This window comes from Streptomyces sp. NPDC040545, from assembly GCF_055595065.1.
This window is the reverse complement of record NZ_JBVIWA010000001.1, coordinates 655,308-668,375: the sequence shown is the minus strand read 5'-3', so window position 1 is coordinate 668,375 and position 13,068 is coordinate 655,308. Positions and strand designations below refer to the sequence as shown.

The 13,068-nt window shown below is 71.9% G+C and carries 14 protein-coding genes; 5 read left to right on the top strand and 9 right to left on the bottom strand.

The window, feature by feature from the left end:
* The first annotated feature begins 119 nt into the window (after positions 1–119).
* Complete coding sequence (locus ACZ573_RS03230; protein WP_471298282.1) at positions 120–1,526, top strand: zinc-dependent metalloprotease; 1,407 nt, start codon at positions 120–122, stop codon at positions 1,524–1,526.
* Entirely contained in the window at positions 1,523–2,053 is a 531-nt protein-coding gene (locus ACZ573_RS03225) for an NUDIX hydrolase (RefSeq protein WP_471298279.1), read from the top strand. The genes ACZ573_RS03230 and ACZ573_RS03225 overlap by 4 nt, the downstream gene beginning before the upstream one ends.
* Before the next feature lie 76 nt (positions 2,054–2,129).
* On the opposite strand, the gene ACZ573_RS03220 is transcribed toward ACZ573_RS03225, so the two are convergent.
* The 4 genes from ACZ573_RS03220 to ACZ573_RS03205 form a co-directional block, all read right to left on the bottom strand.
* Positions 2,130–2,885: an AIM24 family protein gene (locus tag ACZ573_RS03220; RefSeq protein ID WP_382539928.1), complete on the bottom strand. Its 756-nt coding sequence runs from the start codon at positions 2,883–2,885 to the stop codon at positions 2,130–2,132.
* A gap of 17 nt (positions 2,886–2,902) precedes the next feature.
* On the bottom strand, positions 2,903–3,583 hold the full coding sequence (locus ACZ573_RS03215) for an AIM24 family protein (RefSeq protein ID WP_030011152.1): 681 nt from the start codon (positions 3,581–3,583) through the stop codon (positions 2,903–2,905).
* Positions 3,584–3,603: 20 nt separating this feature from the next.
* A complete protein-coding gene (locus tag ACZ573_RS03210; RefSeq protein ID WP_471298276.1) occupies positions 3,604–5,226 on the bottom strand; it encodes a TerD family protein in 1,623 nt (540 codons plus the stop codon).
* Between the two features lie 162 nt (positions 5,227–5,388).
* A complete protein-coding gene (locus ACZ573_RS03205; RefSeq protein ID WP_471298273.1) occupies positions 5,389–6,027 on the bottom strand; it encodes a M48 metallopeptidase family protein in 639 nt (212 codons plus the stop codon).
* 125 nt (positions 6,028–6,152) lie between these two features.
* Between ACZ573_RS03205 and ACZ573_RS03200 the strand changes: the two genes are divergently transcribed.
* Together ACZ573_RS03200 and ACZ573_RS03195 are read left to right on the top strand one after the other, a co-directional pair.
* Positions 6,153–7,286: a ThiF family adenylyltransferase gene (locus ACZ573_RS03200; RefSeq protein ID WP_471298270.1), complete on the top strand. Its 1,134-nt coding sequence runs from the start codon at positions 6,153–6,155 to the stop codon at positions 7,284–7,286.
* 71 nt (positions 7,287–7,357) lie between these two features.
* Entirely contained in the window at positions 7,358–8,692 is a 1,335-nt protein-coding gene (locus ACZ573_RS03195) for an ABC1 kinase family protein (protein ID WP_471298268.1), read from the top strand.
* A 5-nt stretch (positions 8,693–8,697) separates the two neighbouring features.
* Here ACZ573_RS03195 and ACZ573_RS03190 read toward each other — a convergent pair whose 3' ends face one another.
* The 5 genes from ACZ573_RS03190 to ACZ573_RS03170 all read right to left on the bottom strand — a co-directional run bounded on the left by ACZ573_RS03190 (position 8,698) and on the right by ACZ573_RS03170 (position 12,607).
* Positions 8,698–8,904: a hypothetical protein gene (locus tag ACZ573_RS03190; protein ID WP_382550555.1), complete on the bottom strand. Its 207-nt coding sequence runs from the start codon at positions 8,902–8,904 to the stop codon at positions 8,698–8,700.
* Between the two features lie 99 nt (positions 8,905–9,003).
* The gene (locus ACZ573_RS03185) at positions 9,004–9,333 is read right to left on the bottom strand and encodes a hypothetical protein (RefSeq protein ID WP_150259124.1); all 330 of its coding nucleotides are present in this window, start codon (positions 9,331–9,333) and stop codon (positions 9,004–9,006) included.
* Positions 9,330–9,701 carry a WhiB family transcriptional regulator gene (locus tag ACZ573_RS03180; protein ID WP_202199827.1) on the bottom strand — a complete coding sequence of 124 codons (372 nt, stop codon included), beginning with the start codon at positions 9,699–9,701 and terminating at the stop codon, positions 9,330–9,332. The genes ACZ573_RS03185 and ACZ573_RS03180 overlap by 4 nt, the downstream gene beginning before the upstream one ends.
* Before the next feature lie 180 nt (positions 9,702–9,881).
* Positions 9,882–10,193 carry a hypothetical protein gene (locus ACZ573_RS03175; RefSeq protein WP_471299046.1) on the bottom strand — a complete coding sequence of 104 codons (312 nt, stop codon included), beginning with the start codon at positions 10,191–10,193 and terminating at the stop codon, positions 9,882–9,884.
* A 179-nt stretch (positions 10,194–10,372) separates the two neighbouring features.
* Positions 10,373–12,607, bottom strand: coding sequence for an ATP-dependent DNA helicase UvrD2 (locus ACZ573_RS03170; RefSeq protein ID WP_471299044.1), 2,235 nt, complete (start codon positions 12,605–12,607; stop codon positions 10,373–10,375).
* A 110-nt stretch (positions 12,608–12,717) separates the two neighbouring features.
* On the opposite strand from ACZ573_RS03170, the gene ACZ573_RS03165 reads away from it, so the two are divergent.
* A complete protein-coding gene (locus tag ACZ573_RS03165) occupies positions 12,718–12,978 on the top strand; it encodes a mycoredoxin (RefSeq protein ID WP_030011087.1) in 261 nt (86 codons plus the stop codon).
* Positions 12,979–13,068 lie beyond the last annotated feature (90 nt).

Here is a 13,068-nt window from a genome sequence, read left to right as displayed (position 1 = left end):
GCAGCCCAGGAGCCGGCGGAGCACCGAGCCCGGATGCGGCCGCGGTGTCTACGCTGGGTGGTGTTGTCGGACCATTGCCCGTCGGCTCCCGCCGGCGGCCCTACGAGCCGAGGAAACCCGTGAGCGACACCCCATTCGGATTCGGCCTTCCGCCGGAGGAGCCGGAGAACGGCGACGATGGCAAGAAGAAGGGCAACCAGGGCGGTCAGGGCGGCCCGGCGAATCCCTTCGGGTTCCCCGGCATGGGTCTGCCGGGCGGCGCGGGCGCTCCCGGAGCGGACAACCCGTTCGCCGCGATGTTCGGTTCGATGAACCCGAACGACCTCGGTGCCGCCTTCCAGCAGCTCGGCCAGATGCTGAGCTACGAGGGCGGTCCCGTGAACTGGGACATGGCCAAGGGCATCGCCCGCCAGACCGTCGCGCAGGGCACCGCGGACGGTGTGAAGGACACGAGCGTCGGCGTCGCCGAGAAGTCCGCCGTCGAGGAGGCCGTGCGCCTCGCCGACCACTGGCTGGACGGTGTGACCTCGCTGCCCTCGGGCGCCACCACGGCCGTGGCCTGGAGCCGTGCCGAGTGGGTCGAGGCGACCCTCCCGGTGTGGAAGGAGCTCGTGGACCCGGTCGCGGAGCGGGTCGGCGCGGCCATGGGCGGCGTGCTGCCCGAGGAGATGCAGGCCGTGGCGGGCCCGCTGCTCGGCATGATGCGCTCCATGGGCGGCGCCATGTTCGGCCAGCAGATCGGCCAGGCCGTCGGCACCCTCGCGGGCGAGGTCGTCGGCTCGACGGACATCGGCCTGCCGCTGGGTCCGGCCGGGAAGGCCGCGCTGCTGCCGCTGAACATCGAGAGCTTCGGCAAGGACCTGGGCGTGCCCTCGGACGAGGTGCGGCTCTACCTGGCCCTGCGCGAGGCGGCCCACGCCCGGCTCTTCGCGCACGTGCCGTGGCTGCGCTCGCACCTGTTCGGTGCGGTCGAGGGCTACGCCCGCGGCATCAAGGTCGACACCTCGAAGCTGGAGGACGTGGTCGGCCAGCTCGACCCGTCGAACCCGGAGCAGCTGCAGGAGGCGCTCCAGGGCGGCATGTTCCAGCCGCAGGACACCCCCGAGCAGAAAGCCGCCCTGGCCCGCCTGGAGACGGCGCTCGCGCTGGTCGAGGGCTGGGTCGACGCGGTGGTGCACGAGGCCGCCAAGCCCCGGCTGACCTCGGCGGACGCGATGCGCGAGACCATGCGCCGGCGGCGCGCCTCGGGCGGCCCGGCGGAGCAGACCTTCGCGACGCTGATCGGCCTGGAGCTGCGCCCGCGCCGGCTGCGGGACGCCTCGCGGCTGTGGGCCTCGCTCACCGACGCCCGGGGCGTCGACGGCCGTGACGGCCTGTGGGAGCACCCGGACATGCTGCCGACGGCCTCCGACCTGGACGACCCGGACGGGTTCGTGCACCGCGAGCAGCTGGACTTCTCCGAGATCGACAAGATGCTCGGCGAGGCCGCCGAGAAGCGCGAGCAGGACGGCGACGAGAAGAAGTGAGCCTGCACGAAGACGCGGTCCTCGTCCTGAAGGCGTACGAGGACCAGCCGGAGCTGCGCGATCTCTACCTGGAGCACCTGGCGGCCCACCCGGACGGGGTCTACAAGCCCTGCGAGGCGGGTCACGTCACGGGCAGCGCGCTGGTGATCGACCCGGTGCGGGAGCGTGTCCTGCTGACCCTGCACAAGAAGCTCGGCATGTGGCTCCAGATGGGCGGGCACTGCGAGCCCGGTGACCGGACCCTGGCCGGGGTGGCACTGCGCGAGGCCCGTGAGGAGTCGGGCATCGCGTCGGGGCTGACCCTGCTCGAGGGCGGGCCGGTGCGCCTGGACCGGCATCCGATCCCGGCGCCGTGCAACTGGCACCTGGACGTGCAGTACGCGGCGCTGGCTCCGGCCGGCGCGGTGGCGGAGATCAGCGAGGAGTCCCTGGACCTGCGCTGGTTCCCGTACGAGGAGGTGGCGGCGGTGGCCGACACGTCCGTCGTACGGCTGCTGGAGGCGACCTTGGCCCGGCTCGGCGGCTGAGCACACCGGCGCCGCGCGTGGACGCGGCGAAGGGGCGGACCCTGGTGGGTCCGCCCCTTCGCCGTGCCGGGAACCGTCAGTTCCAGGCGTTGTTCTGGTTCTGCGCGTGGGAGCCGTGCTGGCCCATGCCGAACTGGGCGGCGACGCCCTGGCCGAGCTGGGCGTTCTGCGGCGGCAGCACCTCGCTGGGCTGCACCAGCGCGAAGCCGGTGCCGAGGAAGCTCAGCTCCCAGCCCTCGCCGGTGTTGCCGCGCCGCCGCCACACCCCGCTGGAGTGCGTCTGAGCCTGCATCTGGACCCGCAGCGAGGTGGACCAGGCCACGATCGCGTCCGCGTCGGCATTGACGTACTTGTCGGGCGTGACCTGCATCATCAGCGGCTGGCCGGAGGTCATCAGCGCGACCTTGCCGCGGCCGGAGATGTTGAGCTGGTACTTGCCCGAGCCGGAGATCCCGTACTGGCTGTCGACCGCGATGACCTCGGTGTGCAGGGTGGAGTCCAGGGCCAGCACATAGCTGCTGTCGACCGTGAGGCCGTCCTGGTCCACGTCCACGACGTGCACGTACTGGGCCAGGTTGGCCAGGTAGACCGTGCCCTGCCCGGAGCAGCGCATGAGGTCCAGGCCCTCGCCGGTGCGGCGGCGGGCGCCCCGCTGGCTGGTGGTCTGGTATTCACCGTCGAAGTCGATGAGTCCCTGGTAGGCGACCATCGCGCCCTTACGGGCGAGTACGTCGTCGGAGCCCGTCAATGAGACCCGCAGCAGCTGCGGGTTCTGGATGGCGTACCGCTCCTGGGACTGCGCCTCGGCGTGGGCGAAAAGTGCGCTCTGCATGATGTGTCCGCTCCCCCTCAGCCCCGGGCCCGGAGCCGGTCGGTGCTGTCCTCGCTGGGCTGTACGACGACGATGCCCTGGCCGGAGAAGGCCATCTGGTAGGCCTCCCCGCTGCCCCGGCCGATCATCGACGAGGCCTTGAAGCTGCGCTTTCCCTTGACCTTGAGATTCGGCGACCAGGCGACGAGCGCGTCGGGGTCGACGTACGTCTCGTCCTCGCCGCGGCCGCAGTCGACCACGATCGGGGTGCCCCGGGAGGTCAGGGCGACCCACCCGGTGCCGGCGATCTGCACGTTGAACAGGCCCTGGCCGGCGAACTTGGCGAGACCCTTGACCCGCTCCACGCCCCACTGGAGGTGCGCGTCGAAGGCGAGCAGGTTGGTGCCGTTGACCGAGAGCGAGTCGTTGTTGAGGTTGATGACGACCACGTCGGCGCCGTAGTCGGCCAGGTAGAGCAGGCCGTCGCCGGTGCACTTCATCAGCGGCGCACCTTCGCCGGTGATCCACTGGGAGGCCATCTGACGGACGGCCGGCGGGTTGGGCTCGTACTGGACGAAGCCCTCGTAGGCGACCATCGAGCCGGTGCGGGCGAAGAGGTCCTGGCCGCTCTGCATGGCGACCTTGAGCATGGCCCGGCCGTGGTTCTCCATGCGGGCCGTGACGGGGGTCGGGGCGAAGCCCGCGAGTTGCTGGTTCATTGCGTTCATGTCGGGCTCCCTCAGACCTCGTACGGCTGGACGACGATGAAGTTGCCGGGAGCGCCCCGGAACTGGAGGTTCACGGTCTCCCCGCTGTGGCCGGGGTAGGCGTTGCGCCGCAGCCGGACCTGGCTGGAAATGATCACCTGCGAGGCGGAGGACCAGGCGACGATGGCGTTGCTGTCCGCGAAGGTGGTCGGGGTGACGGGCAGGACCACCGGGACGCCGTGCGTCTTGACGATGACCGTGCCGGTGCCCTGGAACTGCATGGTGAACAGGGCGCCGCCGGGGATGCCGTGGCCCTCGATGCGGCGGACCTCGTGCTGGAGCGACTCGTCGAAGGCGAGGACGGCCTCGGCGGAGACGCAGATCCCGTCGCCCTGGAGCTCGATGGCGTGCAGGTGGGCGCCGTTCTCCGCGAGGAAGACCTGGCCGCGGCCGGTGCAGCGCATCAGCTGCATCTCCTGGCCGGTGGCGTTGCCGACGATGCGCCCGGCGAAGCCCGCGCCCTTGTAGCTGAAGTCGACCTTGCCCTGGTACAGGACCATGCTGCCCTGGCGGGCGAGGACGGCCTGGCCGCCCATCGACAGGTCGACGCGCATGAGCTGCTGGTTCTGCGGGGTCCAGCGGGTGCCGGTGGGGGCTTCCTTGTACGGCTGGAGCGCGGCGGCGAGGCCGGCCCCGGCGGCGGGTGCGCCCTGCGGGGCGTAGCCGGGCTGCTGGCCCGGGAACTGGCCGGGGGCCTGTCCGGGGACCTGTCCGTAGGAGGGCTGCTGCGGCGGCTGCCCGTAGGGCGCGGGGGCCGGCGCGGGCGGCGGCACCTGTCCGTAGGACGGCTGCTGCGGTGGCTGGCCGTACGGGGCGGGGGCCGGCGGGGCGAGCGGCGCGGCCATGGTGGGCGCGGCGTGCACCGGGGCCGGGGCCGGGGGCTGCTGGTACTGCGGCTGCGGGACGGCGCCGGGCGCGGGCACGGGCGCGCCGAAGGACGGCGCGGGGGCCGGGGCCTGCGGGGCGGGGGCCGGGGCGCCGAAGGCCGGGGCCGGGGCGGCCGCCTGCGGCGGCGGGGCGAATCCGGGCGAGGCCGCGGCCGGGGCCTGCTGCGCCGGCTGCGCGTCCTCGGCGACCTCGCCGCCGAAGTTCCGCAGCAGCGCGTCGAGCCCGCCGTCGAAGCCCTGGCCGACGGCGGCGAAGCGCCACACGTCCTTCAGGTAGAAGTCGCCGAGCATCACGGCCCGCTCGGTGGTGAACTCCGAGCCGGTGAAGGAGTACCGGACGACCTCTTCGCCGCCGGCCACGATCCGGATGTAGCCGGGGCCGATCTGCGACATCTGTCCGGCACCGTCGATGGTGGCGGTGAAGGACAGTTTGTGGATGGACGCCGGAATGCGGTCCAGCGTCACCCGGAAGGATTCGGTGTCGCCCGACTGCGCACCGAGTTGCTGAATGGACTCTTCCGGCGACTTCGGCTGATTGAAGAAGACGAAGTAACGGTCGTCCGACAGCTGCTCGTTGGCGTCGAGGCCGAAACAGCTGATGTCGAAGGCGAGTCCGGATCCGGCGATCTGGACGCCTACGTACAGATCGGTGCCCGCCGTGAGATCACTGATCTTGGCCTTGTGGCCGCGTTGGAATTCCCTGGCCATACGTACGACCGTCCCCCATCCCGACTGTGAATGCGTGGCGCTCAGGCTAACGGCAATTGCCGACATCCGGCCAAGCCGGTACCGACCCGGTACAAAACACTGCGGGCGGCACGAGGAGCGGCGGGCGGACCGGCGGACGGGCGGGCGGACGGGTCGGCGGGCTCATTCCTCGCGGGCGGCGGGGACCTTCGGCAGCCGCTCGGCGGCGACCACGCCCTCCAGGTAACCGCGGGCCCGCTCGGTGCGCGGGTAGGCCTCCAGCAGCTCCCAGAAGCGGGGGCCGTGGCCGGGTACGAGCAGGTGGGCCAGCTCGTGCAGGAGCACGTAGTCGACGACGTACTCGGGCATCCCCTGGAGCCGGTGCGAGAGCCGGATGCTGCCTTCAGCGGGGGTGCAGGAGCCCCAGCGGGTGTTCTGGTTGGTGACCCAGCGGACCGTGCGGGGGCGGGCGCGGCCGTCGAAGTACTGCTCGGACAACTGCGCGGCCCGCTCGGTGAGCTCCTCGTCCCCGAAGGTGCGCTTGCTCTCCTGGGCGGCCAGTTTGTCGAGCATGACCCCCACCCAGCGCTGCTCCTCCGCCTCGGACATCCGGGCAGGGATGAGCACGACCGTACGGTCACCCTCGCGATAGGCGGATACGGTCCTGCGGCGGCGCGCGCTCCGGCGGACTTCGACGGCGCGCTGCGGTGGGTCGGCGGACACGCCACGACGGTACCCGGTCGTGGTGGCGGAAGTCCCGCCCGTCCGCGGTTCGAACACGAGGGATTCGGGGCCGATTTCCGGAACCCCATTTCCCTTCATCTCATATGCCTAATACCTCGCACCTGTGGACAAATTCCTGCACGGATTCCGTTGGGCGGGCACTGTTGCGGAAGAGCGGGAAACGGGTGGTGCGCATGCGCACGGGATATCGAGGGGGACGGGACATGTATCCGAAGGTGAAGCCGGCGCTGGCGCGGGCGTGGCGGGATCTGCAGACGGTCCAGTTCGGGGTGACGCCCGCCCATGCGGTGGTGCTCGGCCCCGTGGACACGGCGACGGGCGCGCTGATCGACCGGATCGACGGCACCCGGGGGATGGAGCTGTTGCGGGCCGAGGCCTCGGGGATGGGACTGCCGGACGGCCGGGCCGACGAGGTGGTCAGGACGCTGGCGGGGGCCGGCCTGCTCGACGACGTCACGGCGGGCGGTCCGCGGGCCCAGGCTCTGCGGGGGCATCCGGAGACCGTGGAGCGGCTGGGACCCGACCTCGGTTCGCTGTCCTTGGTCCACCGGGAGCCGGGCGGGGACCTGCGGGGGATCGCGGCCCGCCGGGCGATACGGGTCCGGGTGCGCGGGAGCGGCCGGGTGGGAGCCGTGATCGCCGCGGTCCTGGCGGGAGCCGGCGTGGGCCGGGTGGAGGTGCTCGACGGGGGCCGGGTGGAGCCGGCGGACGTGGCACCGGGCGGGCTGGACCCCGGGAGCGTGGGCCGGCCGCGGGCCGAGTCCGCGGGCAGGCTGGTGCGCGGGTCGGCCCCGGGGCGCACCCCGCGGGCCGCGGAGGACGAGGGGGCGGAGCCGGGGCTGGCCCTGGTGGTGGTCGCGCCCCGGGACGGGCTGCACGCCTGGGCCCCGGATCCGGACACCGCGGCCGACTGGATCGCCGCGGGCGTCCCGCACCTGTACGCGGGGGTGTTGGAGGGGACGGGTCTCGTGGGGCCGCTGGTGCTGCCGGGGTCGACCGCGTGCGCGGGGTGCATGGAGCGCGACCGCGTGGACCGGGACGCGGCCTGGCCGAGGATGCTCGTGCAGTGGCGTTCGGCCCACCGCCGCCGGGCGGGTGCCGCCTGCGACCTGGGCCTGTCCACGGCGGTGGCCGGGCTGGCCGCGGCCCATGCGCTGGCCTTCCTCGACGGACAGCTGCCCGCGTCCACGGCCTCCCGCTGGGAAGCGGCCCTCCCCGCCCTGCACTGGGAATCCACGCCGGTCCACCCGCATCCCGACTGCCCCTGCGGGGCGGGCGGGTCACCGGAGGAGGATCGGGCGGAGTGCGGGCGGGAGGGCCATGACAGGATGCGCTGAGGCTGTCGGGTCGGCGGAGCCCTTCCTGAATCCGCCGTTCGCGGCGCAGCTGTCTGGGACTTGGAGGGGCTATGTCTGATCTTCCCCGGAAGGCGGTCACCCGTACCGTCAAGCTGGCCGCGCTGCCGCTCGGCATAGCGGGCCGGGCCACGTGGGGGCTGGGCAAGCGGATCGGGGGCAAGTCTGCGGAGATCGTGGCGCGCGAGCTCCAGCAGCGCACCGCCGAGCAGTTGTTCCGCACGCTCGGGGAGTTGAAGGGCGGTGCCATGAAGTTCGGGCAGGCTCTGTCGGTCTTCGAGTCGGCCCTGCCCGAGGAGGTCGCGGGGCCCTACCGGGCGGCGCTGACCAAGCTTCAGGAGGCGGCCCCGCCGCTGCCCGCGGCGACGGTGCATCAGGTGCTGACGGACCGTCTCGGCGCCGACTGGCGAGACCTGTTCGAGGAGTTCGAGGACAAGCCGGCCGCGGCCGCATCCATCGGGCAGGTGCACCGGGCGGTGTGGCACGACGGGCGGCAGGTGGCCGTCAAGGTCCAGTACCCGGGGGCAGGTGAGGCGCTGCTGTCGGATCTGAAGCAGCTGGGCCGGTTCGCGGGCCTGCTGGGGCCGCTGATCCCCGGCATGGAGATCAAGCCGCTGATCAAGGAGTTGCGCGACCGGGTCTCGGAGGAGCTCGACTACGAGCTGGAGGCCGAGGCCCAGCGGACGCACGCGGACGCCTTCGTGGACGACCCGGACGTGGTCGTGCCGGACGTCGTGCACCAGGGCGACCAGGTGCTGGTGACCGAGTGGATGGAAGGGACCCCGCTGTCGGAGGTGATAGCCGACGGGACCCAGGAGGAGCGGGACCGCGCCGGACAGCTCCTGGCCGGGTTCCTGTTCGCCGGTCCGGCGCGCACCGGCCTGCTGCACGCGGACCCGCACCCGGGCAACTTCCGGCTGATACCGGGGGCGGACGGCCGGACGAGGCTGGGCGTCCTGGACTTCGGCACGGTCGACCGGCTGCCGGGGGGCTGGCCCAAGCCCATCGGCAGGTCGCTGCGGATGACGCTGGACGGTGATGCCGAGGGGGTCTACGGGCACCTGCGCGCCGAGGGGTTCGTCAAGGAGTCCGTCGAGCTCGATCCCGACGCGGTGCTGGACTACCTGAAGCCGATCATCGAGCCCGCCGAGGCCGAGGAGTTCACCTTCACCCGGCCGTGGCTGCGCGGCCAGGCGGCGCGGATCGCCGATCCCCGCTCCCCCGCGCACCAGTTGGGCCGGCAGATCAACCTACCGCCGTCCTACCTGCTCATCCACCGCGTGACGCTGAGCACCATCGGGGTGCTGTGCCAGCTGGGCGCGACGGTGCGGCTGCGGGACGAACTGGACACCTGGCTGCCGGGGTTCGCCCCCGCCGAGACCGCGTAGGCGCGTCACCACCAGGACGAGTCGAGCCTGCCCTCGATCGACCGGAGGTTGGCGCGCGCGCAGTCGACGCAGAAGTACTGTCTGGTCCCGTTCTCCACCGAGCAGGTCCAGGTGGGTGGGATCTCGCCCGGGGCCTTGGCGCCACAGCCCGCGCAGACGACGGGCTGGGCATCGGATCCCGACGGGCCGGGGTGGGGAATCGGCTGGTCCACCTCCAGACGATATCCCCGTCGGGGCGGACAGGCCCGCGCAACGCACCGGGGGGACCGGTCCGTGCGGACCGGTCCCCCCGGGGATGCTGTTGTCAGCTCTTACTGCATGACGGCCATGGCCAGCGCACGCCGGGCGCGCATGGAGACGCGCTCGGCACGCCGCTGCATGCGGCGGGCGGCGACCAGGCGCACGGCGTGGCGCTCGGCGTCCACCTCGCGCATGCGCTCGTCCATATGGGCACGAGCCAGGGCTTCTGGGATGAGTTGCATTTCGCGGGTCCTGTTCTGACGCGAGGTGATCGCGCCGGTGGTGATGAAGTCTGCGTGGGCGGCGCCGTGGGGCTGCTCGCTCGTGGTGTAGGAGGTCATGAGGGCCTGCTTCAAGGGGTCGTGCGTCAGGGGGCGGTCGATGGTTCCGATGGCGGTCATGCCGCGACAACCGGGTTCTTGCGCGGACGGCCACGGGGACGCTTGCGGGCGACGACGACACCCTGGACGAAGAGCTCGCCACCCCAGACGCCCCAGGGCTCGCGGCGCTCGATCGCTCCGGCGAGGCAGGCCTCGACCAGCGGGCAGGTGCGGCAGAGGGACTTGGCGTACTCGACGTCGGCCGGGGACTCGGCGAAGAAGACCTCGGGGTCGAAGGTACGGCAGGGGACGGGCACGCCGAGGTTCTCGATGGCGTCGTCGAGCGCGGTCAGCGCGGTGAGCGGGGTCAAGGTGTGGTCCTCCGGGACTGCGGGCGGGGAGATCAGTTGGGTCTGCGGTACGGACGGGGCGTGCGCTTCGAGTTGCACGGTGGTTTCTTCCTCGTCTTGTTCGGCTAGTCGTTCCGGCCGGTCGGCCGGGTTCGGCTGGTACCTGGCTGCCAGTCCCGAGGCCCCTTCGCTGCGTCGCCCCTGTTCGGGACAAAACAGAAGGGCCGCGGATCCCGGGTGGGGTTCCGCGGCCCTGAAGGCGCCGGCCTGATCATGCGATCAGGCTGGATCACTCCAGGGTTCGAGCCCGCGGAAGGCCCACATCAGGTGGTGCTGCTGCTTCGTCTGCTTCTTCTGGGATCCGGCACCGGCTGCGGCAGCGAATCCATAGGCGCCATGCGTCTGCGCTTCTGCTGCCAGTACTGCCACCGATGCCTTGGTCGGTCGCTCATTGCGCTCGCTGACCGGAAGGATCGCCAGCAGGGTGGGGCGGTCGGCGGAAATCGCGGACACACCGGTACCCAGGGTGGAGACGGAACCGAGCAGGCAGGAAGCGTCGACCGAGCGATCGGTCATTTTGGTGAAGGTCATGAAGCTGGTCACTGGTCTCGCCTCCTCTCGGCGTCTCGGGGACCCGGCCCGGGGGCCTGTCCCATACGTATTCGGATAAGTACAGCACGGATCCTGGGCTTCGGAGAAGCCACCGTTTCCGTTGCTAAGAACCTATGGGTCTTCGCTGGGCATGTGCAAACTATTTTTCCGACGAGTTTCTACGCGTCGTCAGGATGCCCGGCCCCAACGTCCTGACCTGCGCAGATGGCCAGGACCTCAGCTCCGTACCGGTCAAGCTTACGGCCGCCCACTCCGGAGATCATCGCGAGCTCCCCCTCCTCGGACGGCGCGGCCTCCGCGATGGCCATCAGCGTCTTGTCCGTGAAGACGCAGTAGGCGGGCAGGCCTTGCTCCTTCGACTGGGCCGCGCGCCACTCCCGCAGCCGCTCGTAGAGGCCCTCGTCCATGTCGGACGGGCAGTCCTCACAGCGCATCAGCTTCAGCTCGCCGGCCTCGGTCAGGGTCTTGCCGCAGACCCGGCACAGCGCGGGACCGCGGCGCGGGCGCTTGCGCACCCCTCGCTCGGCCGCGGAGCCCGCTCCGGCGCCCCGGGCCGCGGAGCCCGGCCGCAGGCCGTTCAGGAAGCGGCTGGGGCGCCTGGAGGCCCGGCCGCCGGGGGCGCGGGAGAGCGCCCAGGACAGGCTCAGGTGGATCCGGGCCCGGGTGACGCCGACGTAGAGCAGCCGCCGTTCCTCCTCGACCTGCTCGTCGGTCTTCGCATAGGTGATCGGCATCATGCCGTCGGTGAGGCCGACGAGGAACACGGCGTCCCACTCCAGGCCCTTCGCCGCGTGCAGCGAGGCCAGGGTGACGCCCTGGACGGTCGGGGCGTGCTGGGCGGCCTTGCGCTCGTCCAGCTCGACCGTGAGGTCCGCCAGGGTGGCCCCGGGCCGGGCACGGGCGAAGTCCTCGGCGAGCCGGACCAGCGCGGCCAGGGATTCCCACTGGTCGCGCACGGCGCCGGAGCCGGCGGGCGGCTCGGTGCTCCAGCCGGTGGAGCTGAGCACCGCGCGGACCTGGGAGCCCAGTTCCACGACGTCGTCGAGCAGCGGGTCGTTCCCGCCGGAGCGGGCGGCTCCGCGCAGCGCGAGGATCGCCCTCTGGACCTCCTGGCGCTCGAAGAAGCGCTCGGCTCCGCGCAGCTGATAGGGGACCCCGGCGTCGGCGAGGGCCTGCTCGTAGACCTCGGACTGGGCGTTGATGCGGTAGAGCACGGCGATCTCGCCCGCGGGGACACCCGCGGCGATCAGGTCCCGGATCCGGTGGGCGACGCCCTCGGCCTCGGCGGGCTCGTCCGCGTACTCGGTGTGGACGGGGTCGGGGCCGGTCTCGCGCTGCGAGATCAGCTCCAGCCGGTGCTCGGCGGCCCGGCCCTTGGCCTGGTTCAGGAGCCCGTTGGCCAGATGGACCACCTGGGGGGTGGAGCGGTAGTCGCGGACCAGCTTGACCACCGTGGCCTGCGGGTAGCGGGTGCGGAAGTTCAGCAGGTGGTCGGGGGTGGCGCCGGTGAAGGAGTAGATGGTCTGGCTGGCGTCACCGACGACGCAGAGGCTGTCGCGCTCGCCGAGCCACAGGTCCAGCAGCCGCTGCTGGAGCGGGCTGACGTCCTGGTACTCGTCGACGACGAAGTGCTGGTACTGGGTGCGGATCTGCTCGGCGATGTCGTGGCGGTCCTGGAGGATGCCGACGGTCAGGAGCAGCACGTCCTCGAAGTCGATCATGCCGCGGTCGCGCTTGAGCTGCTCGTACGTCCCGTAGATCTGGGCGATCTCGGCCAGGTCCCGGGGGGCCTCGCGGCCCGACTTGAGGGCGGCCACCGGGTAGTCGGCGGGCACGGTCTGGGTGACCTTCGCCCATTCGATCTCGCCCGTGACGTCGCGCAGCTCGTTGCGGTCGAGCCGGATGCGGCAGCGCGCGCCCGCCTCGGCGACGAACTGGATCTTGCGCTCGAGCAGCCGGGGTACCTCGCCGCCGACCGCCTTGGGCCAGAAGTACTGGAGCTGGCGCAGGGCGGCGGAGTGGAAGGTGCGGGCCTGGACCCCGCCCGCGCCCAGGGTGCGCAGGCGTCCGCGCATCTCGCCCGCGGCGCGGTTGGTGAAGGTGACGGCGAGCACACTGGCCGGCATGAGCTGCCCGGACCGGACGCCGTAGGCGATGCGGTGGGTGATCGCGCGGGTCTTGCCGGTGCCGGCGCCCGCCAGCACGCACACCGGCCCGCGCAGGCTCGTCGCGACCTCGCGCTGCTCCGGGTCGAGGCCCAGGAGCACCGCGTCGGCCGAGTCGGCGGAGGCGGGGCCACCCGGGAACGATGAGGAGTGCGTTGCTGCTGTCACCCCGCCATGCTGCCAGGTCTGGTGAGCCGGACGGGAAAATTGTCCACAGGCAGCACGTATCAGTCGTATCAGTCACACCGGGTGCGCGGGGGCGACCGTACGGGAATGGCCGCCGGGTCCCGTACGTTCGACTACTCGGACCACCGAGCCCTCACGAAGGAGAGCGCAGCATGCAGGACACGGGCACCGTCACGATGTACAGCACGACCTGGTGCGGCTACTGCCGTCGGCTGAAGACCCAGCTGGACCGGGAAGGCATCGCGTACAACGAGATCAACATCGAGCTCGACCCGGAGTCCGCCGCGTTCGTGGAGAAGGCCAACGGCGGCAACCAGACGGTTCCCACCGTGCTCGTGAAGTCCGCCGCGGGCAGTGAGTCCGTCATGACGAACCCGAGCCTGGCCCAGGTCAAGCAGGCCCTCGCCGTCTGACCGGCCGCGAGGACCGGGCGAGACCGGAGCACGACGGAGGGCCCCCGCCGAGGCGGGGGCCCTCCGTCGTCATGAGGCCTGTCACGAGGC